24 protein-coding genes are annotated in these 20,914 nt (G+C 42.8%); 8 read left to right on the forward strand and 16 right to left on the reverse strand.

All coding sequences use genetic code 11. The annotated features are described in order from the left end of the window. Position 1: 1 nt before the first annotated feature. The 4 genes from CWC18_RS02025 to CWC18_RS02040 all read left to right on the forward strand — a co-directional run bounded on the left by CWC18_RS02025 (position 2) and on the right by CWC18_RS02040 (position 4,294). On the forward strand, positions 2–742 hold the full coding sequence (locus tag CWC18_RS02025) for a 2,3,4,5-tetrahydropyridine-2,6-dicarboxylate N-succinyltransferase (protein WP_138592474.1): 741 nt from the start codon (positions 2–4) through the stop codon (positions 740–742). Beyond that, positions 742–1,947, forward strand: coding sequence for a PLP-dependent decarboxylase (locus CWC18_RS02030; RefSeq protein ID WP_138674619.1), 1,206 nt, complete (start codon positions 742–744; stop codon positions 1,945–1,947). Before CWC18_RS02025 ends, CWC18_RS02030 begins: the two co-directional genes overlap by 1 nt. 10 nt (positions 1,948–1,957) lie before the next feature. Then, positions 1,958–3,070, forward strand: coding sequence for a succinylglutamate desuccinylase/aspartoacylase family protein (locus CWC18_RS02035; protein WP_138592476.1), 1,113 nt, complete (start codon positions 1,958–1,960; stop codon positions 3,068–3,070). Positions 3,071–3,268: 198 nt separating this feature from the next. Beyond that, on the forward strand, positions 3,269–4,294 hold the full coding sequence (locus tag CWC18_RS02040; protein ID WP_138592477.1) for a phospholipase A: 1,026 nt from the start codon (positions 3,269–3,271) through the stop codon (positions 4,292–4,294). A 61-nt stretch (positions 4,295–4,355) separates the two neighbouring features. Here CWC18_RS02040 and metL read toward each other — a convergent pair whose 3' ends face one another. Both metL and metB read right to left on the reverse strand, forming a co-directional pair. After that, entirely contained in the window at positions 4,356–6,704 is a 2,349-nt protein-coding gene (metL, locus tag CWC18_RS02045; RefSeq protein WP_138674620.1) for a bifunctional aspartate kinase/homoserine dehydrogenase II, read from the reverse strand. A 4-nt stretch (positions 6,705–6,708) separates the two neighbouring features. Further along, on the reverse strand, positions 6,709–7,932 hold the full coding sequence (gene metB, locus CWC18_RS02050; protein WP_138592479.1) for a cystathionine gamma-synthase: 1,224 nt from the start codon (positions 7,930–7,932) through the stop codon (positions 6,709–6,711). Positions 7,933–8,227: 295 nt separating this feature from the next. Here metB and metJ point away from each other — a divergent pair, with 295 nt between their 5' ends. After that, positions 8,228–8,548: a met regulon transcriptional regulator MetJ gene (metJ, locus tag CWC18_RS02055; protein WP_138592480.1), complete on the forward strand. Its 321-nt coding sequence runs from the start codon at positions 8,228–8,230 to the stop codon at positions 8,546–8,548. 565 nt (positions 8,549–9,113) lie between these two features. Here the strand turns inward: metJ and rpsQ are convergent. The 11 genes from rpsQ to rpsJ are packed head-to-tail and all read right to left on the reverse strand — an operon-like array spanning position 9,114 to position 14,078. Continuing rightward, positions 9,114–9,371 (reverse strand): 30S ribosomal protein S17, encoded by a 258-nt coding sequence (gene rpsQ, locus CWC18_RS02060; RefSeq protein WP_010367075.1) that lies wholly within the window; start codon positions 9,369–9,371, stop codon positions 9,114–9,116. Then, the gene (gene rpmC / locus CWC18_RS02065; RefSeq protein ID WP_010367076.1) at positions 9,371–9,562 is read right to left on the reverse strand and encodes a 50S ribosomal protein L29; all 192 of its coding nucleotides are present in this window, start codon (positions 9,560–9,562) and stop codon (positions 9,371–9,373) included. The genes rpsQ and rpmC overlap by 1 nt, the downstream gene beginning before the upstream one ends. Further along, positions 9,562–9,975 carry a 50S ribosomal protein L16 gene (gene rplP / locus CWC18_RS02070; RefSeq protein WP_010367077.1) on the reverse strand — a complete coding sequence of 138 codons (414 nt, stop codon included), beginning with the start codon at positions 9,973–9,975 and terminating at the stop codon, positions 9,562–9,564. The genes rpmC and rplP overlap by 1 nt, the downstream gene beginning before the upstream one ends. A gap of 13 nt (positions 9,976–9,988) precedes the next feature. Next, positions 9,989–10,690 (reverse strand): 30S ribosomal protein S3, encoded by a 702-nt coding sequence (gene rpsC / locus CWC18_RS02075; RefSeq protein ID WP_010367078.1) that lies wholly within the window; start codon positions 10,688–10,690, stop codon positions 9,989–9,991. A 12-nt stretch (positions 10,691–10,702) separates the two neighbouring features. Beyond that, the gene (rplV, locus tag CWC18_RS02080; protein ID WP_010367080.1) at positions 10,703–11,035 is read right to left on the reverse strand and encodes a 50S ribosomal protein L22; all 333 of its coding nucleotides are present in this window, start codon (positions 11,033–11,035) and stop codon (positions 10,703–10,705) included. A gap of 12 nt (positions 11,036–11,047) precedes the next feature. Next, on the reverse strand, positions 11,048–11,326 hold the full coding sequence (gene rpsS / locus CWC18_RS02085) for a 30S ribosomal protein S19 (protein WP_010367084.1): 279 nt from the start codon (positions 11,324–11,326) through the stop codon (positions 11,048–11,050). Positions 11,327–11,342: 16 nt separating this feature from the next. Continuing rightward, positions 11,343–12,167: a 50S ribosomal protein L2 gene (gene rplB, locus CWC18_RS02090; protein ID WP_138592481.1), complete on the reverse strand. Its 825-nt coding sequence runs from the start codon at positions 12,165–12,167 to the stop codon at positions 11,343–11,345. A 17-nt stretch (positions 12,168–12,184) separates the two neighbouring features. Next, the gene (gene rplW / locus CWC18_RS02095) at positions 12,185–12,487 is read right to left on the reverse strand and encodes a 50S ribosomal protein L23 (protein WP_010367088.1); all 303 of its coding nucleotides are present in this window, start codon (positions 12,485–12,487) and stop codon (positions 12,185–12,187) included. Further along, a complete protein-coding gene (gene rplD / locus CWC18_RS02100) occupies positions 12,484–13,086 on the reverse strand; it encodes a 50S ribosomal protein L4 (RefSeq protein ID WP_010367090.1) in 603 nt (200 codons plus the stop codon). Before rplD ends, rplW begins: the two co-directional genes overlap by 4 nt. Positions 13,087–13,103: 17 nt before the next feature. Then, positions 13,104–13,739 (reverse strand): 50S ribosomal protein L3, encoded by a 636-nt coding sequence (gene rplC / locus CWC18_RS02105; protein ID WP_010367093.1) that lies wholly within the window; start codon positions 13,737–13,739, stop codon positions 13,104–13,106. A 27-nt stretch (positions 13,740–13,766) separates the two neighbouring features. Further along, entirely contained in the window at positions 13,767–14,078 is a 312-nt protein-coding gene (rpsJ, locus tag CWC18_RS02110) for a 30S ribosomal protein S10 (protein WP_010367096.1), read from the reverse strand. Positions 14,079–14,458: 380 nt separating this feature from the next. On the opposite strand from rpsJ, the gene plsB reads away from it, so the two are divergent. After that, positions 14,459–16,885 (forward strand): glycerol-3-phosphate 1-O-acyltransferase PlsB, encoded by a 2,427-nt coding sequence (gene plsB / locus CWC18_RS02115; RefSeq protein ID WP_138592482.1) that lies wholly within the window; start codon positions 14,459–14,461, stop codon positions 16,883–16,885. A 152-nt stretch (positions 16,886–17,037) separates the two neighbouring features. On the opposite strand, the gene tesB is transcribed toward plsB, so the two are convergent. Next, the gene (gene tesB / locus CWC18_RS02120) at positions 17,038–17,898 is read right to left on the reverse strand and encodes an acyl-CoA thioesterase II (RefSeq protein ID WP_138592483.1); all 861 of its coding nucleotides are present in this window, start codon (positions 17,896–17,898) and stop codon (positions 17,038–17,040) included. A gap of 168 nt (positions 17,899–18,066) precedes the next feature. Between tesB and CWC18_RS02125 the strand changes: the two genes are divergently transcribed. Continuing rightward, positions 18,067–18,519, forward strand: coding sequence for an EVE domain-containing protein (locus CWC18_RS02125; RefSeq protein WP_138592484.1), 453 nt, complete (start codon positions 18,067–18,069; stop codon positions 18,517–18,519). Here the strand turns inward: CWC18_RS02125 and CWC18_RS02130 are convergent. Together CWC18_RS02130 and CWC18_RS02135 are read right to left on the reverse strand one after the other, a co-directional pair. Further along, entirely contained in the window at positions 18,516–18,719 is a 204-nt protein-coding gene (locus CWC18_RS02130; RefSeq protein WP_138592485.1) for a hypothetical protein, read from the reverse strand. The genes CWC18_RS02125 and CWC18_RS02130 overlap by 4 nt on opposite strands. Further along, on the reverse strand, positions 18,716–19,777 hold the full coding sequence (locus tag CWC18_RS02135) for a potassium channel family protein (protein ID WP_138592486.1): 1,062 nt from the start codon (positions 19,775–19,777) through the stop codon (positions 18,716–18,718). Before CWC18_RS02135 ends, CWC18_RS02130 begins: the two co-directional genes overlap by 4 nt. Positions 19,778–19,962: 185 nt before the next feature. Between CWC18_RS02135 and CWC18_RS02140 the strand changes: the two genes are divergently transcribed. Then, complete coding sequence (locus CWC18_RS02140) at positions 19,963–20,910, forward strand: chemotaxis protein CheV (protein ID WP_138592487.1); 948 nt, start codon at positions 19,963–19,965, stop codon at positions 20,908–20,910. Positions 20,911–20,914: the final 4 nt, after the last annotated feature.

Raw genomic sequence — 20,914 nt, forward strand, 5'->3', positions numbered from 1 at the left:
TATGAGCTGGTTAGAACTACTAAATAATTTAGAAAATGGCACTGTGCGTGCTGCAACGCAAGATGAGCAAGGCAATTGGCATGCTAATATCGACGTAAAGCAAGGGATCTTAGAAGCCTTTAAAAATGGCAATAACACGGAATTCCCGGGGGGGTTTGTTGATAAACATAATCTTGCACCACAAGGGTTTTCCGCTGATGCTGGGGTACGTATGGTGCCAGGCGGCAGCAGTGTCCGTCGCGGTGCTCACGTTGCTTCAGGCACCATCATTATGCCACCAGCTTATGTAAATATCGGTGCTTATATTGGTGAAGGAACTATGGTCGATAGCCATGCATTGGTTGGTTCATGTGCACAAGTTGGTAAAAATGTTCACTTAAGTGCTGCAGTGCAACTAGGTGGCGTACTTGAGCCAATTGGCGCAAGCCCGGTTGTTGTTGAAGACGATGCATTCATCGGTGCTGGCTGCGTTATCGTTGAAGGTGTTGTTGTGAAAAAAGGAGCCGTACTTGCACCAGGTGTACGTTTATCTGCAACGATCCCTGTCTATGACTGTATCAACGAGCGCCAGCTAGATAAAGGGGAAGCCATTCCAGAGAATGCCATTGTGATCCCTGGTTCTCGCCCTTCATCAAGTGAGTGGGGACGTAATCACGGTTTAAGCATGTCATGTGCACTTATCGTAAAATATCGTGATGAACAAAGCGACGCATCTCTAGAATTAGAAGAGGTATTACGATAATGCCTTTTTTGAGCACACCATTGCGTCAAACGATTACTGAGTTAACCGAACAAGAGCATACCCCGTTTTTTGTTTACGACTTAGATGGCTTACTGTCACACCTAAAACCACTCACAGAGCAATCTGTTGTAAAATTATGGTATGCAGTTAAAGCGAATCCTTTATCGAAGGTGATCCAAACCTTAGATAAAGCGGGATTTGATTTCGATGTGGCAAGTAGCGGTGAACTTGATCAAGTTTTACGTCAGGACATCGATGCAAGCCGAGTGCTCAATACGGGTCCTGCCAAATCCAAAAGACAGATCCAGCACTTTCTGTCACAAGGGGTACGTACCTTTGTGGCGGAAAGTCACAATCAAGTCCAGTGGCTCAATGAGGCAGCAACAGAGCACGATATTCAACTACGTATTTTACTTAGAGTACAATTACGTTGGCCTGAAGGTGAAAAAAACCCACTTGGTGGTGACAGCTTAACGCCTTTTGGTTTAGGTACAGAGCAGTGGCAATCACTACAATTAGATACATACCCAGCACTTAATTTTGTTGGCCTACATATTTTCCAATGGGGCAACATGTTGTGTACAGAAAAACTAGCCCAACTGTGGGCACAAATGGTGCCACCACTTAAGGCACTCGCTGAAAACCTAGGCTTTACATTAGAGGTACTAGACTTAGGCGGTGGCTTAGGGATCCCTTATTCTGAAAACGACGACCAATTAACTTGGTCAGTATTAATTGATGCACTTGCGCAAATTAAAGCGTCAGCCGGTGTCACAGAGTTATGGATGGAACTTGGACGATATGCTGTAGGTGAGTTTGGCCATTATGCCAACCCTGTCGTAGAAAAAAAACAAAACTACAATGAGCATCAACTTATAGTATCTGGTGGTATCAATCATCTATTGCGTCCAGCGGTGACTACCCAGGCATTCCCATGCACACTACTGCGCAACTCCGGTGCCACTTCGCACAGCTATTTAATCCATGGACCCTTGTGTACTGCGCTTGACCACTTAGGGCGCCATACTTTGCCCGGTGATATTAACGCGCAAGACTGGTTAGTCTTCAGTCAATGCGGCGCCTATGGCTTCACCGAAAGTATGCCGTATTTCTTATGTCATGAATTACCTGCGGAATATGTAATTGAACACGGTGAAGTGCGCCAAGTTCGAGCCATGCAAAGTGCCAGTGATTATTTAAGATAGAGTATTCGATATGAACAAGATTACCCATGAAAACATTCAAGTTGGTGAAATAGCAAATGGACTGCCATTGACGATCCCGGTGTATCGTTTAAAAGGCGATGGTACAGGCCCGCGCGTTTATATCCAAGCGAATATGCATGGCGCTGAAGTGCAAGGTAATGCCGTAATCTATCAATTATTAGAGCAATTACACCACTCAACTTTAGCCAGCGATATTACATTAGTGCCGTACGCCAACCCAATTGGGTGTAATCAAAAATCAGGGGAGTTTACTCTAGGCCGCTTTGATCCAATTACAGGTACCAATTGGAATCGTATGTATCATAGTCATCTATCATTAGTTGATAGCTTTGTGGCGGAACACCTCGATAGTCCTTTAACAGAAATCAAAGAACAATTCTCCGCAGCTTTGGTACAAGCAACTCAGACCCTACTTGATAGACCAGCCCATAGCATCAATACAGGTAAACGCATTGCTTTAAATTTGCAACGCTTGGCTCATGAAGCCGATATTGTATTGGACTTACACACTGGGCCAATTTCATCTAAACACCTATATTGCCCAGAATATGCAAAGGCAAGCGCCCGTTACTTTAATATTCCACATGTACTGCTCATCCCCAATGACTTTGATGGTGCACTCGATGAAGCGTGTTTTTGTCCTTGGTGGGCATTAAGTGACGCGTATAAAAAGCAAGGGCGAGATGTTCCCGTGTTAGTTGAGGCATTCACGGTTGAACTCGGCTCTCAAGAAAAGATTGATTTAACCGAAGCAAAAGCAGATGCCGTAAGCCTGCTTAGCTATTTAAGCCATAAAGAAGCAGTGTTAGATTCATCATTTAAACCACAAACAATGACCCGTTACGCTTGTATGCTGCAAGATTATCTTACTTACTATGCGCCAATGGGGGGCATGGTTGAATACACAGCGGCACTGGGCAACCATATAAAATCGGGCGATACTATCGCGAATATCCTGCGTATGGAACGCTACCTATCGGAGCAGCCTTTGCACAGTATCACTTTAGATCAAGATGCCATCGCCATCTTGCATTTTGCGTCAGCAAGTGTCAACCAAGGAACAGAATTGTATAAGTTCTTTACCAACTACTTTGAGTTATAGCTCAGTAATATATTGCGTGAGAGTAAGCAAAGCATACTTTGCTTACTAAGGAATGGCGGTTTCTGCCGCCACCCTTTTTAACTTAACCATTGTATATCGGCTGTTCAGTAATTACATAACCCATCCGTTATTAATCCTCATTTAATGCAAAGCTGTGTATACTTATTGCTTCAATAACACTCAACGAAACAACATACTATGGAACTGCGTTCATTTGTTTTTGGCACTTTACTTTCAGGGCTTTCATTCACTGTGTTTGCCGAAACACCAAACAATCAGGATGTAATTGACCTCGTTAAACAATGCATACTCAATGAAATTATTGGTGGTGATAAAAACCAAACCGTCGAACAATTAAGAACTCGCTGCGCGAAACTTGATACCGCCAAACAGCTCAGCTCTTTAGATAAGCGTGTTGCGCGTGAGCGAGTAAGTGAAAAAAACCGCAATGTACTGACGCCGCATCATCGCAACTATATTTTACCTATTTCCTATATTAGTAACCCGAATAACCGCCTGTTTGACGGCCTTAAAAACATTGACCTAGAAGCCGGTGAGCCACTTGATAACTTTGAAGTTAAATACCAACTTTCACTCAAAGTCCCCATTTACAATAACTTCTCCGATAACGACCAAGCCATTTATATGGGTTTCACTTTGCAATCTTATTGGCAGTTTTATAACAAAGATATTTCTTCGCCTTTTCGTGAAACAAATTATGAACCCGAATTATTTTGGCTGAATTTTTTAGATGACGAAAATGTCCTGTGGGGTGACGAAATGGCAATTGTACTGGGTATTTCGCATCAATCAAATGGCAGAAGCCAACCAAACTCACGGTCTTGGAATCGCCTATATGCCAATTTCATATGGGAAAATAATGGCTTTGTATTTAGCTTTAAACCTTGGTATCGACTTCCTGAAGATGATAAGCCGTCACCTTTAGATGCAAAAGGTGACGACAACCCCGATATTCACAAATACATGGGCTACTTTGAGTTCCGTGGCGTATACCGTTATGAAGAGCATGAGTTTGGTTTTATGACTCGGAACAACCTCAATAGTGATAACCGAGGTGCGATACAGTTAGACTGGTCATTTCCTATCTGGGGTAGACTTCGTGGTTACACACAATACTTCAACGGGTATGGAGAAAGCTTGATTGATTATGATGCCGACATCCAACGTTTTGGGGTAGGTATACTTCTTACTGATATTTTATAATTTGGCGCTTATAAAACAGGGCAGTGTATCACCATACATTGCCCTCAAAATTAACACATTATTATTTAAGTTGCTGTGTTAACCAGTACAAATCTGAGTGAATACCTGCAGCAGTGACTTCTTTACCCGCCCCAGGACCTTGGATCACAAGCGGGTTTTGCTCATACCACACACTTTTTATCACAAATATATTATCACCCGGTGTTAAATTCGCAATCGCGGAGCCTGCCTCAGCAAAGGCAATTCCGACTTTTGCAGTCACTTTACCACTGTCACTAATACTTAATTGCCCTGTGTAACGCAGCGCTTTACCTTCATCAGATGCTTGTTGGTATTTCGCAGCATAAAATGTGTCTAATTCATCACGTTTCGCTAAAAAATCATCCCAACTACCTTCCGCTAAATACACCGGCATTAAAGGCTCTAATGCAATGTCATCAACATCGAGTTCCAAGCCTAAATCACGCGCCAATATGAGCAACTTTCGTTGCATATCTCTGCCTGATAAGTCTTCCCTAGGATCTGGTTCGGTATACCCCATTTCTTGTGCAGCTAACACCAAGTCAGAAAACTTTTGATCCGCTGTAAAACTGCTACACAACCAAGAGAGAGTACCTGAAAATACTCCTTCAATTGACGTGATCACATCACCGCTATTTTGTAAATCAGCCAAGGCAAAGTTGATAGGCAAACCAGCACCAACACTGGTGTTGTAACGCCAATGTAAATTACGCTCACGTTGCTGCTCTCGCAATGACTGATACCAATTTCTATCGGCAGTTCCGGCGTATTTATTGGCGCTGATCAGATTGCAGTCACTGGCGACAAAATCCGGATACAAAAAACTAAATGCTTCACTTGCAGTGATATCAATCACCACTTTATGTTCATAATCTAATTCTGAAATATGCTCAACAAGCGACTTACTGTTGTAACTCTGCGCTTCATTTTTCCATTGTGCCTGCCATGCCGATAACTCGATACCGCTCGGTGAAAACATCATCTCTTTTGAGCGCAACAGACCAACCACCTTTAAATCAAATTGTGATTGTAAACGGGTAATTTGTTGCTCGCATTGTTGTAAAAATACATCCCCGACATTACCAATACCGGCAATAATGACCGCCAGCTCCCGACCTTTATTTATAAGCTTATCGTGCAATACAGCTAAGAGATCACTGTCTAATGCCTGATCAGTCAAGAACAAAGCGTATTCACTGTCTTGATGAGCAAAGCGAACGACCACTTCACGATCATGGAATAATTGCTCAGCTTGCTGCTTAAGCCCTGAGAGCTCTGAGGAAGGCGCAACCAATGCTCCCCCTTGTAGGTTACTTTCTACAATATTAATGCGCCCAGCGAGTTGCTGTGCAACAATATGCGTAAATGTTGCAGGCAATAATAAATACGCTTCACCATTAACAGTAAAATGATGAATACTGTGTTGAATAAGCTGACTTAACGACCGTACTTCGCCTTTCGCTAAGTTTTCTACGCGCACTAAATCAAGGTTCTCAAAAGTGGTAATAAAGCGTTTTGCTTTGCTATACCCTTCTTTAACTATTTCTGTTGGTGACGCCTCAGGATCATAACTGCTGCGCACTTGTAGCTTGATGTTACTACCCTTTAAAGGAGAGAGTGTCTTGGCATGCAGCACCGGATTACCCAGCCTTGCCAATAAGTTTGCTTGAGCACGGCACACCTTTGGGTATTTAAGCGCACTGCTCACTTTACGTGGATCGGTACTATACACACCCTGCGTATCAGTCCAGATTGAAACTGCACAGGCATCAATATAACTGGCGAGTAGTGTGGCACTATAGTCACTGCCATTACGACCCAATGTGACGGTATTTTTATCACAATCTTGTGCAATAAACCCGGTAATCACATAAACCACTGCATCTTGCAACTGAGCGTAACATGCAGCTTTATTCTGTTGGTGCAACAACTGTGCATCATGCAACGTAAACAATTGACGGGCATCAATGCTGCGTGCCGCTACCTTGAGCTCATTTAGATAATGCGCTAATAACCGAGCTGACCATAGCTCACCATGGGCAAGTAAAGGGGATTCTTGTAGTTCTGATTTTTGAGCTAATTGCGTAATGGCAACTAACTCAGCGTCTAGCTGGCCTTTGAGTGCTCGGTACACATCGCCAGAGAACAACTCGTCAACCAGCTCGCTCTGGTGCTTTTCCAACTGAATCAATACGTCCGAAAACGCTTGTTGATCTTGCTGTTTATAGCTTTGCCAAAGCTTCACTAACGTGTTGGTGGTTTTACCCGCCGCGGAAACCACGACACAATCACCACTTTGACAATGCCCAAGTATTATTTGAGCAACGGCTTGATAGCGTGACGCAGAGCTTAAGCTTGAGCCACCGAATTTATGTACTACTCTTGTCATTTTTCTACCACAAAACCGTATGAGCCGGTGTTAATTTAAAAGTTTTTGCCTCATCAGATCCTGTGCTTTGACCTGGTGAAGTGCGTTTAAACGCTTGCTCTAGATCAGCCACCAAATCATCTAATTCTTCAATACCCACAGAAATTCGGATCAGCGTATCACCTACGCCTGCTTCAAGACGTGCTGTCGCATCCATACCCGCATGCGTCATGGTTGCAGGATGGCAAATTAAGCTCTCTACGCCACCCAGAGATTCCGCCAATGAAAACTCTTTTAATGAAGTCAAAAATGCAGCTGAGTCACCTAACCCACCTTTTATGTCAAAACTCACCATGCCGCCAAAACCAGCCTGCTGCTTTTTTGCTAATTCATGTTGTGGATGAGATTCTAAGCCTGGGTAATACACTTGACTCACATAGTCCGATTGCTCCAAATACTTGGCAATCGCCAAGGCATTTTCTTGATGCTGCTTTAAACGTACATTCAGCGTTCGTAAGCCACGAAGCGTTAAATAACTATCAAAAGGCGCCCCCGTAATACCAATGTTATTTGCCCACCATGCTAGCTCCTCACCCAGTTGCGCAGTCCGTGCGATCACGGCACCACCGACCACATCTGAATGACCATTAATATATTTAGTGGTTGAGTGAACCACTATGTCTACACCAAACTTAATCGGGTTCTGTAATGCCGGTGACAAAAAAGTGTTATCTGCAGCAACTAATGCACCTGCTCGCTTAGCGGTTTTCACAACAGCTTCGATATCTGTTAGACGAAGAATTGGATTACTCGGTGTTTCAATCCATACTACTTTTGGCTTTATATCTAAAATTTGCTGATAGCTTTCAGGCTGTGTTAAATCAAGTACGACAAGGTTTAATAAGCCACGCTTTTGCAATGATGTGAATAAACGATAACTGCCGCCATAACAGTCATGGGGGATCACCAACGTATCATCGTTATTTAATAGTTGCGTCACTAGGTGAACAGCAGACATACCCGTTGCAGTAATAATACCTCTCTCACCACCTTCTAGCTGAGCTAATGTTTCAGCTAAAATATCTCGATTAGGGTTACCACTGCGACCATAATCATAATCTCGTTTGGTATCAAAATCTGCGAATGAGTACGTAGTTGATAGGTATAATGGTGGTACGACCGCGCCATGGTGTTTATCTGCTTCTATACCATGGCGTACTGCGATGGTTGATTTATTACGTTCACTCATATCATCACCTAGATAGTTGGATGTTTAGACGTCTAAAAGGTTAGATTAATAAATGCTAGAAGTCAAAACATTTATACTGCTAAATGGCTATTTACTTAGTATTTGACTATCTTATTTAAACCGATAAAATTTCGCCACTTCAAAAAAATGGTCGCGAATACGATTGAATAAAATACTTACTATGGCAAGTAAAGTGGCTTTTGCCTAGACCATCGTAAACAATGTCATATAATGACAGTGGTAAGTAAATAGTTTCGTCGGATAGGCACTACACAATAAAGGCAACAACAACATTATGGCTAAATGGAATGGTGAGTATGTTCACCCGTATGCAGAACACGGCAAAAAATCTGAACAAGTAAAAAAGATAACGGTATCGATACCGTTAAACGTATTAAAAGTATTAACTGACGAGCGTACGCGACGACAAGTTAATAACTTACGTCATGCAACAAACAGTGAATTACTGTGTGAAGCATTTTTACATGCGTTTACAGGACAACCTTTACCCAATGACGAAGACTTACGTAAAGATAATCCAGAAAAAGTGCCAGAAGAAGTGCGTCAAATTATGGAATCAATGGGGTTAGAAGTGCCGACCATTGACGAAGAGTAGCCAATATGAAGCCCCATAGTGGGCTTCCTATTCTCGCTTAGGTCACCACTAACGCAAATCACCCTCGCTACATTTTCAGCACATTCATGCTCTTTAACTGTCTCTAAACGCTTTTCTACTATGGCACGTAATCCTAAAGCTTCATAACATGTCATCTCGCTGTCATCGTAAATAAAACCACGCTGACGATAGACGCATCTAAATTGATAAACAAAACGACGATGCGATAACTTCCTCCGTGCATTGATATTTACTTTTAAGCCAAAACTTTCAGGGCACAGGAAACTCAGGCCATTTTTGCTGCTTGTACTCGTCTAAAAAATGGTCGCGTATATAACGTAATTAAGCTGTCACTTGTCGTGTTATCAAAACACTTAGTCATAAAAGCTCACAGCGACATATCATGGTATGAAAAGATAGGAAGGAGGAACGAGGGAAAAGGCAATATGTATCTAGAGGCCAGTAACATCGTCGCTATGTAAGTAATAATGGCTATATAAAACAAAAGCCCCAACCAAAGGCTGGGGCTTTCAAAGACAAATCTTAAATTAGTTTAAAACTAAAATTAAGCTTGCTTAGGACGTGCAATAACGTCTACTAAAGTCCAAGATTTATTCTTAGAGATAGGAGCACATTCACGAATAGTAACTGTGTCGCCTGCTTTAGCTGTATTGCTCTCGTCATGTACGTGCAACTTAGTTGTACGCTTGATGTATTTACCGTAGATCGGGTGCTTAACCTGACGTTCGATACCTACAACAATAGACTTTTCCATCTTATCGCTGATCACACGACCTTGAAGAGTACGGATTTTATCAGTCATTATGCACCTGCCTTCTGGTTGATAACCGTTTTAACACGCGCAATACTGCGACGTACTTTTCTTAACTCGTGAGTCTGAGCTAGCTGACCCGTGCTTGTTTGCATGCGCAGGTTAAACTGCTCACGAAGAAGCTCAAGAAGTTCAGCATTAAGCTCTTCAACGCTTTTGTCTTTAAGTTCGCTAGCTTTCATCACATTACCGTCCGAGTTACAAATGTTGTTTTGAAAGGTAATTTACGAGCTGCAAGGTTGAATGCTTCACGAGCAAGCTCTTCTGGCACACCTTCCATCTCATAAAGTACTTTGCCTGGCTGGATTTCTGCAACCCAGTACTCAACAGAGCCTTTACCTTTACCCATACGAACTTCAAGCGGTTTGTTTGTGATTGGCTTGTCTGGGAACACACGGATCCAGATTTTACCTTGACGCTTTACGTGACGTGTCATAGCACGACGAGCTGCTTCAATTTGACGTGCAGTCATACGACCACGGCCAGTTGCTTTCAAACCGAAAGAACCGAAGCTTACTTTGTTTCCGCTTGTAGCAAGACCGCGGTTGCGACCTTTATGCATTTTACGGAATTTTGTACGTTTTGGCTGTAACATTAATCGCTACCCCTTACTTAGCACTTTTTTTGGCTTTCTTCGGTGCACGTTTAGCTGGCTTCTCTTGCTCTTGAACTAGTGGTAAACCACCAATTACTTCGCCTTTGAAGATCCAAACTTTAACACCGATGATGCCGTAAGTGGTTAAAGCTTCAGAAGTTGCGTAGTCGATATCAGCACGTAGAGTATGTAGAGGTACACGACCTTCACGATACCATTCAGAACGTGCGATTTCAGCGCCGCCTAGACGACCACTTACTTCAACTTTGATACCTTTAGCACCAATGCGCATTGCGTTTTGTACCGAGCGCTTCATAGCACGACGGAACATAACACGACGCTCTAACTGAGATGCAATACCGTCAGCAACTAATTGTGCGTCAAGTTCAGGCTTACGTACTTCAGAAATGTTGATCTGAGCAGGTACACCAGCAATCTTAGTTACAGCTTGACGAAGTTTTTCAACATCTTCGCCTTTCTTACCGATAACAACACCAGGACGAGCTGTATGAATTGTTACACGGATTGACTTAGCTGGACGCTCGATAACGATTTTAGACACAGAAGCCGCTTTCAATTCCTTAGTAAGGAATGTACGTACTTTGTGATCGCCAAAAAGCTGCCCAGAGAAATCTTTTGTACTCGCGTACCAGGTAGAAACCCAAGGTTTAGAGATACCTAGGCGAATACCAGTAGGATGAACTTTTTGTCCCATTACTTATATCTCCTAGCTATCTGAAACCACAACAGTGATGTGGCTTGAACGCTTAAGGATGCGGTCTGCGCGTCCTTTAGCACGTGGCATAATACGCTTCATTGTAGGACCATCGTCCACAAAGATCGTAGCTACACGTAGCTCATCAATGTCAGCACCTTCGTTATGCTCTGCGTTAGCAATAGCAGACTCAAGTACTTTCTTAACCAATACAGCCGCTTTCTTTGGGCTGTATGCCAGGATTTCTAGTGCGCGATCTACCGGAAGTCCGCGGATCTGATCTGCAACTAGACGTGCTTTTTGCGCCGAACCAGAGGCGAATTTGTGTTTAGCTAATGCTTCCATCATATTCCCCTATTAACGCTTCTTCGCTTTCTTATCCGCAGCATGGCCGCGGTAAGTACGAGTAGGTGCAAACTCACCTAGTTTGTGACCGATCATTTCGTCTGTAACGAATACAGGTACGTGCTGACGACCATTATGGACAGCGATGGTCAATCCGATCATGTTAGGGATGATCATTGAACGACGGCTCCAAGTCTTTATAGGCTTCTTGTCACCGCTTTCCAACGCCTTCTCTACCTTCTTCAGCAAGTGTAGGTCTATGAATGGACCCTTCTTGAGAGAACGTGGCATGGCAATTCCTCAACTATTACTTAGTACGACGACGTACTATTAGTTTATCCGTACGCTTGTTCTTGCGCGTTTTAGCACCTTTAGTAGGCTTACCCCATGGAGACACAGGATGACGACCACCAGAAGTACGACCTTCACCACCACCATGTGGGTGATCAACCGGGTTCATGGCAACACCACGAACTGTCGGACGAATACCACGCCAGCGGTTAGCACCTGCTTTACCTAGTGAACGAAGCATATGCTCAGCATTGCCTACTTCACCTAAGGTAGCGCGACAGTCAGACTCAACTTTACGAACTTCGCCTGAACGAAGACGTAGAGTCACGTATTGACCTTCACGTGCTAGGATTTGAACGTATGCACCAGCAGAGCGTGCAATTTGCGCACCCTTACCAGGTTTTAACTCTACGTTGTGTACAGTCGAACCTACAGGCATGTTACGCATCGGTAATGTGTTACCAGCTTTGATAGGTGCATCAACACCTGACTGGATCTGATCACCGGCTTTAAGGCCTTTAGGTGCAATAATGTAACGACGCTCACCGTCTGCATATAATACAAGAGCGATGTTTGCGCTACGGTTAGGATCATACTCTAAACGCTCAACAGTGGCTGGAATGCCATCTTTAGTGCGTTTGAAGTCGATTAAACGATAGTGTTGCTTATGACCACCACCGATATGACGAACCGTGATACGACCGTTGTTGTTACGACCACCTGATTTAGAGTTTTTCTCTAAAAGCGGTGCGTGTGGCTTACCCTTGTGTAGCTCAGAGTTAACCACTTTAACGACGTGACGACGACCCGCAGAAGTTGGTTTACACTTTTGAAGTGCCATAATTCTAACTCCCCTTATTACTCGGCGCCGCCGACAAAGTCTAGCTCGCTACCTTCTTTAAGAGTAACGTAGGCTTTTTTCCAGTCGCTACGACGACCGAAACGTTGACCTGTACGTTTTGTTTTACCCTTAACGTTTAGAGTGCGAACACCAGTTACTTCTACTTCAAAAAGCTTCTCAACTGCCGCTTTAACTTCAGCTTTAGTTGCATCGTTTACTACTTTGAAAACAATCGTGTTGTTTTCTTCAGCAGCGATTGTGCTTTTCTCAGAGATGTGTGGAGCAAGAATTACTTTTAAAAGACGTTCTTCACGGATCATGCTAGCGCCTCCTCAAGTTGCTTAATAGCACCTGCAGTAATAAGTACCTTATCGAAAGCGATTAGGCTTACTGGGTCGATGCCAGCTACATCACGAGTGTCAACCTTATAAAGGTTACGTGAAGATAGGAATAGATTCTCATCTACTTCTTCAGTCACGATAAGCACGTCTTTAAGCTCAAGTTCTTTAAGCTTAGAAACTAATTCTTTTGTTTTTGGTGCTTCAAGACCAAAACTTTCAACAACGATTAAACGCTCTTGACGAACAAGCTCAGACAAAATGCTTTTGATTGCACCGCGATACATCTTACGGTTAACTTTTTGGCTGTGATCTTGCGGCTTAGCTGCAAAACTTACACCACCGCTGCGCCAGATTGGGCTGCGGATTGTACCAGCACGTGCACGGCCAGTACCTTTTTGAGCGAATGGTTTTTTACCACCGCCTCTAACTTCAGAACGTGTCTTCTGAGCACGAGTACCTTGGCGAGCACCTGCTGCATATGCAACAACTACTTGGTGTACCAATGCTTCGTTAAACTCACGTCCAAAAGTAGCTTCGGAAACTTCAAGCGCGCCAGCGCCTTTAATTGCTAATTCCATCACTAAATCTCCAGGACTTATGCTTTAACAGCAGGTTTAACGATAACGTCGCCGCCAATAGCGCCAGGTACAGCACCTTTAACTAGAAGCAGATTACGTTCAGCGTCAACACGTACTAGTTCAAGATTCTGAGTCGTTACACGCTCAGCACCCATATGACCGGCCATTTTCTTACCTTTAAACACCTTACCAGGTGATTGGTTTTGACCGATTGAACCAGGAGCACGGTGAGACAAAGAGTTACCGTGTGTAGCGTCTTGCATGCTGAAGTTCCAGCGCTTAACACCACCTTGGAAACCTTTACCTTTCGAAGAACCAGTAACGTCTACTTTGTTGATATCAGTAAATAATTCAACAGTAAGTTCATTACCTACTTCAAAATCGCCTTCACCACCATTTAGGCGGAATTCCCACAGGCCACGACCCGCTTCAACACCAGCTTTTGCGAAATGACCCGCATCTGCTTTGTTTACACGGCTTGCTTTTTTCTCGCCTGCAGTAACTTGAAGCGCATTGTAACCGTCTGTTGCGTCAGATTTGATCTGAGTAACACGGTTAGGAGTTGCTTCAATAACTGTCACAGGGATAGATACACCATCTTCAGTGAAGATGCGTGTCATACCCACTTTACGACCGACTAGACCTAATGCCATTTTCCTAAAACCTCTCTAATCTTCCGATTAACCCAGGCTGATTTGAACATCAACACCAGCAGCAAGATCTAGGCGCATTAGAGCGTCTACAGTCTTGTCAGTTGGTTCTACGATGTCGATCAGACGTTTATGGGTGCGGATCTCATATTGATCTCGCGCGTCTTTATTCACGTGCGGAGAAGTCAATATTGTAAAACGTTCAAAGCGAGTTGGAAGTGGGATTGGACCACGTACCTGAGCGCCAGTGCGTTTCGCTGTTTCCACGATTTCCGCCGTTGATTGGTCAATCAAACGGTGGTCAAAAGCTTTTAGGCGAATACGAATGCGTTGATTTGACATTCTTTAACAACCTCAATTAAAAGAGCATTTAAAAAGAGCATAAAAATACCACCAGAACAAAATAACGAATTATTTGCCGGTTGGGATTCTTATTTCTACCATTGAACTCCAAATCGGAGTTCCTGTTTTAGCTTGAAATCCAAGCTCTATTTGCTTTCTAACTGTCTACAACAGTAGAAAGTCCGCATATTATAATGATATTGGTGATAAATGCAACAAGTAATACTAAGTTATTTATAGGCGTATAAATATCAATAAATGCAGATATTTTACGCGCCCCTAAGCGCTTCCTTACTTTCATCAATCTTAGACCGCACGCTGAAATGGTCAGTCCAATGAAAGCTTGCTATGCTATCGCAAATTTTTAAATGTGGTGTTTTATGAGACTTATTTCGCAAGGTTTAAATCAACTCTCACGGTGGGCTAATGCATTATTGGTTAGAACTAAACTGTTACCCGAAAACCCTGTCGAACAATTTAAACTCAATCCTGAGTTACCCACATTTTATGTGGCGCGTTTAAATGCCCCTTCAGATATAGCAGCTTTAGATAGCGTATGCCAACAGTTGCAATTACCACGTCCAACACACTTACAAACACTTGCTGGAAAAGAGATCCCCCGATTCATCGGCTTACAAAACCCGACGCCACTGTTTGCTAAACAGGCCAAACAAAGCAATGCCCTTGAGATAGGCAAAGAGATTTTTGCCGCATTACAGCTCGACCCACAGTGCCAAGCACAAATTATTCCAGTCACCATATTGTGGGGCCGTAACCCCGGAAAAGAAAAACCGGGTATCGGCACCCTATTCTCTCATTCATTAACGCCCAGCTGGCTGCGCAAACTCTTTGTACTGATTTTCTCTGGTCGCGACAACTTGGTACGATTCAGCAAACCCATTGAACTTAATCAATTGATCAATGACAAAGCTGATGTTGAAGAATTGCCACATAAGTTAGTCAGAGTAGCAAGAGTGCACTTTCGTCGCCAGAAGCTCGCAGCGACTGGACCTAAGCTACCTTCTAGAGAGCAGCTGTTTAACTCTTTACTTGCATCGCCAAGTATTAAAAAAGCCATTGCTGAAGAAGCAAAAAGTAAGGGACTGACCCATAAAGAAGCTCGCTTAAATGCACAAAACCTATTAGAAGAGATCGCCGCAAATTATTCAGATGCGATGGTGAGAGTTGGTGAACGGCTACTAACGTGGCTTTGGAACAAGCTTTATAATGGGATAGAAATTAAATATGCCGACCGCGTTCACAACTTAGTCGACAAAGGCCACGAAATTATTTATGTACCATGCCACAGAAGCCATATGGATTATTTACTGCTTACCTACGTGATTTATCACCAAGGATTGGTTCCTCCCCATATTGCAGCCGGTGTGAATTTAAACTTTTTCCCTGCAGGCGGCATATTTAGACGCTCAGGTGCATTCTTTATTCGACGCTCATTTGCCGGTAACAAACTCTATTCTGCCGTATTCAAAGAATATTTAAGCCAACTATTTATTAAAGGGTACTCTGTTAAGTTTTATACCGAAGGGGGACGCAGTCGCACAGGGCGTTTACTCCCACCTAAAACAGGTATGCTGGCAATGACCATCCAGTCCATGTTGCGTGGTATTGATAGACCCATTTCTATTGTACCTGTGTATATCGGCTACGAGCATGTCATGGAGATCAACACCTACCTTAAAGAGTTGGCAGGAAGTAACAAAAAGAATGAGTCTGTATTTGCAGTATTTAAAGCAATGAAGAACTTAAAAAATTATGGCCGTGGCTATTTAAATTTTGGTGAACCCATTAACGTCAACCAATACCTTAATGAGCATCAAGCAGATTGGCACCAAGCTGTGCACCCGACAGACGTGCAAAAGCCAACATGGCTGAATAGCAGAGTGGCCGACTTAGCGAACGATATTATGACTAACATCAATAGTGCTGCCGCTTTGAATGCCGTGAATTTACTCGCCACAATATTACTCAGCAATAGTCAATTTGCATTGAGTAAACAAAAGCTACTTTCACAACTGGAGTTTTACCTTTCTCTACACCGTGATGCTAAATACAACGATCAAGTAACGCTGCCAGCAGACAGTACTGAACAACTGCTTGAACATGCGTTACAGCTAAACAAGTTTGATGTTTTACATGATGAATTAGGTGATATTGTCGCGATAAAAGAGCAAGAGCGTACACTCTTTAATTACTATCGAAATAACATTATTCATTTATTTGCGGTCCCGAGTGTAATTGCACAGCAGTTGGTGAACTGTCGCTCCACAACATTGGTTGAGTGCGAAGCACAACTGGCGTGTTTATACCCATTTTTTGCAAAGGAGTGGTTTTTAACGCCACTTCGCTCAGGCTATATAACTGACATACTTAACGCGTTTGCCAGCAACAACCTCATCGAGTTTGATGGTACAACCGCAGTTACACGTACTGACAGTCATGCATTTTCCCAACTCGAAATGCTAGGTAAAGTCAGTCATTTAACCTTACAGCGCTATGCTATCACGGTGAATTTAATCGATTCGAATCAGGGTATTACACGTGCAAATCTTGAGTCTGAAAATGATGTTTTGGCACAGCGTTTGGGCACTTTACACGGCATTAAAAGCCCAGAGTTTTTCGACAAGAAGGTATTAGTCTCATTCATTTCAAGTCTTAAAGCACACGGCTTTATTACTATTTCAGAACAACAATGTATTGAGCCTACTGCGCAATTATCCGATCTTAAAGCTCACTTACATGCATTATTACCCGCAAGTATCTGGCAATCTATCAGTGATACACTATAACGATACCGCAATAAAGTGAGTATATAACCTCAGGTTTGGATAAGGGTTTTGGAATAGAAAGTGTTTTGAAAGCAAACATACGTACAATCCAATGATGATATTTCGTTCAATATCAAGGTGCCTATGTAAAATAGGCGCCTTACACCGCATGATTAACCACGCTGACGCATCACGCCTTCTTGCATCGTCGACGCAATCAACTCCCCATCTCGATTAAAAAACTGACCGCGTACTAAGCCCCTGCCATTACTTGCACTTGGGCTGTCGACACTATATAAAATCCAATCATCTAACCTAAACGGGCGATGAAACCACATGGCGTGATCAATCGTTGCAACCTGCATACTGGGATGCATAAACGATAAGCCATGGGGCTGTAGTGCCGTTGGTAAAAACTCAAAATCAGACGCATACGCTAACAGGTAGTTATGAATACGGCGATCATCTGGCATCGCACCATTTGCCTTGAACCAAACATGCCGCTGCGGTGTGGTTTTTTGGGGTTTAAATGGGTTTTGAAAGTCCACAGGGCGCATTTCAAGTGGCATTTCCCGTGTAAATTTACGACGCAGTGACTCAGGGATCAAGCTGGCATTTTCTTGATAAAACTCTATCGATGACTTGAGAGTTTCTGGTTCTGGTACTTTGGGCATGTCACTTTGGTGAGATAACCCAGCTTCATCACCTTGGAATGACGCCGTCATATAAAAAATAGGTTTGCCATATTGAATTGCACTGACTCTGCGTGTGCTAAAGCTTTTACCATCTCTGATTGTTTCAACATCATAAACGATTGGTTTTGCAGGGTCGCCCGGACGCAAAAAATAAGAATGTAATGAATTCACATAGCGCGCTTCAGGCAACGTGTATTTTGCCGCCGACAATGCCTGCCCCATCACTTGTCCACCAAATACTTGCGGGAAACCCAAATCTTGGCTTTGCCCTCGATAAATGCCCTGTTCGATTTCTTCTAATTTTAACAATGACAAAAGATTATCTAGTACCTGACTCATCAGCTTTCCTAATACGTTGATCTACACTTTTAATCATACTATAAATTACAACGATCCGAACCCGTATAAAATAAACGAAATACGTTTTTGCATTTATTTTCTTATTGGTTACCATTCACCCTAAAACCTATCAGACTAGCTGATATTGAATTGACTAGGATAATTACCATGGCCTATTGGTTATTTAAAACAGAGCCGGATACATTTTCAATTGGTGATTTAAAAGAGGCACCGCAGCAAAGTACGTTTTGGGAAGGGATAAGAAATTATCAAGCGCGAAACTTTTTACGTGATCAAGTTAAAGTTGGTGACCAAGTATTTATTTACCACTCTAGCTGCAAAACACCGGCGATTGTCGGGGTTGCCATTGTTACACATGCTGCTGAAGCCGACCCATATCAATTCGATATGAGCAGTGACTATTACGATGCCAAAGCAACATTAAAATCACCAAGATGGGTAGGTGTCACCATACAATATCAACGACACCTAAAACCGATTACACTGGCGGCAATTAAAGCCAATAATGACATCACCGAACTCGCGCTCAAAAAAGCCAACCGCTTGTCTATTATGCCTGTGAGCGAGCGTGAATGGGACTTACTTATTGCGCATGGCTAGCGCATTTTTCGTTTTGGCTTCATACCTTGTTTTGGAATGATTGAAAAGTACATCAATAACGCTAACCAGGAAAATACCAACGTACCGATAAGCCATGCATTCTTTTCATGCTTATGTGTTCTACGACTCCCTGAGATCAAGCCAATAGGGAGTAAGTAGGCACTGATAGCGCCGACTAAAAGCATAAGGTCATAGGTCATATTGCTTGCCAAAGCACCTCTTTAGCGAGCACACGACTTGGGGCGATGTAATGCAGTACATCGCCGGCACAGATCTTATAATCTAACGGCGGGTTCAAATCTAAGTTTTGTGCACTTTTATCGTGAGCGACGCCAAGCAAAATAGCATTATGATGCGCCTTGAAGTAAGGAAACAACTCTCCAAATTGATAGCTTTTAACACCTTGTGGTAACTGCAAACTAAACTGCGTATCGCCATGTAAACTAGACAGTAATTCTTCTTGTACGCGACTCGAACCAGGATCTTGCATCGCACGCACTAATATTTCCGCCGACTTTACTGATGAACACTCGACATTTTTACAGTGTGAGCGCAACAGTGACACTTTACTTTCATCTTGAAAATGCGCGCTAATATGCGCATCAGCTTTGATCATCGGGCTGAGTTTAAGGGCGGTGGTAAATGTTTGATCATCATCTTGACCGTCAATGATCACTTTATCGGCATCCACAATAGCAATTCTGGCTAATTGCTCATCTTCCGTAAAACTGGTTAGCCGCGCAAAGTTCACTTCAGGATAACCCATTAACGGGTGTTCAATAGCATCAGTCACCGCTAGCACAATGCGACGATTATCTCGCTTGGTATCAGCCAAGATATAATCAATGATTTTTTTTGTTCTTGTGGGGTGCCAACCAAAAATAATAATGTGATTTCGAAAATCAAAATAATCTTTATCGCCAGTCATTGCTCGTTTTATCCAAAAAGTTGCCATCTGCCCTGCTTTACCCAACAAGACACCAAATAAACCTAAACCAAACGGGACCTGTACTAATGCAACAACCCACCGTCCAAAGTCGGTTGTGGCACTAAAATCCCCATACCCCACAGTTGAGGTCGTAATAATGTAATAGTAGAAAAACACATTAGCTGGTAACAATGCTTGCTCATTGGCAAGCATTAATAGCCCCCACACCAATCCCATATGTAGCGCTGTCACCAAACAGAGTAAGCGCCAGCTTGCCCTATCAACATGCGCTCGTAATAAAACCACCAAGCGTTTAAAAATAATCATAATAAAGTGACTAAAACAAATATGCTGCTACATTACTTGATTTGCATAATTTTGAAAACCTCAGCTTGAAATCAATCTTAATTTTTATAGATGCCATTGAATAATATAAACTTTTTTACAAGCTCGTAATTTGCAATAACTTGGGTATACTAAAACACGAAATGGCACGATGAGAATAGGTTAATAAAATGGCTGGTGTATTAGCTTCAGTGGATCAACGAACACAGTTAGTCGGTGAGAACCGCCTTGAGCTGTTACTATTTCATTTGCATAGTCGCCATTTATTTGCGCTCAATGTGTTTAAAGTAAAAGAAGTCGTCAAACTGCAACATTTAAATATTATGCCTAATGCGCATCCTAAGGTCTGTGGCGTCACCACGATACGCAGAGAGTCTATTCCCGTTATAGATTTACGTCGTGCTATTTGTATGCCTGAGTGTGAGAGAGATGCAGATTGTAATTTAGTGATCACCGAATACAATCGCTCGGTACAAGCGTTTCTAGTAGGTAGAGTCGATCAAATTGTCAACACCACTTGGTCCGATATCATGCCCACACCAAGCTCGGTAGGTAAAAACCATTACCTAACCGCGCTCACAAAAGTTACCCGAGGTGACGTAGAACACATAGTCGAAATTATCGATGTAGAGAAAGTCCTTGCTGAAATAATAGAATATGACATAGGTATTTCAGATGATATCTTAGATGAATCAATTCGTGAGGAATTTAAAGGTCGTAAAATTTTACATGCAGACGACTCCCCTACCGCACGCAGGCAAGTTGCAGACACCCTCGCACAGCTGGGTATTGAGATCATCCCTGCAACCGATGGTCAAGAAGCCTTAAATCTTCTGACCGAATGGGCAGACGAAGGCATTGATGTAAATAAAAAATTATTAGCAGTGATCACCGACGCAGAAATGCCCGTCATGGACGGATACCGCCTCACTTATGAAATTCGTAACGATCCGCGTTTAAAAGATTTATATGTGGTTTTAAACACGTCATTAAGTGGCAGCTTTAACCAAGCGATGGTTGAAAAAGTCGGATGCAATGCGTTTTTATCTAAATTTCAACCAGACCTACTTGTCCAAGAAGTTCAAAACCGCTTAAAAGCGCTTTTACCATCAGAATAACTGG

This window comes from Pseudoalteromonas aurantia (assembly GCF_005886875.1).
GTDB classification, from domain to species: Bacteria; Pseudomonadota; Gammaproteobacteria; order Enterobacterales; family Alteromonadaceae; genus Pseudoalteromonas; species Pseudoalteromonas aurantia_A.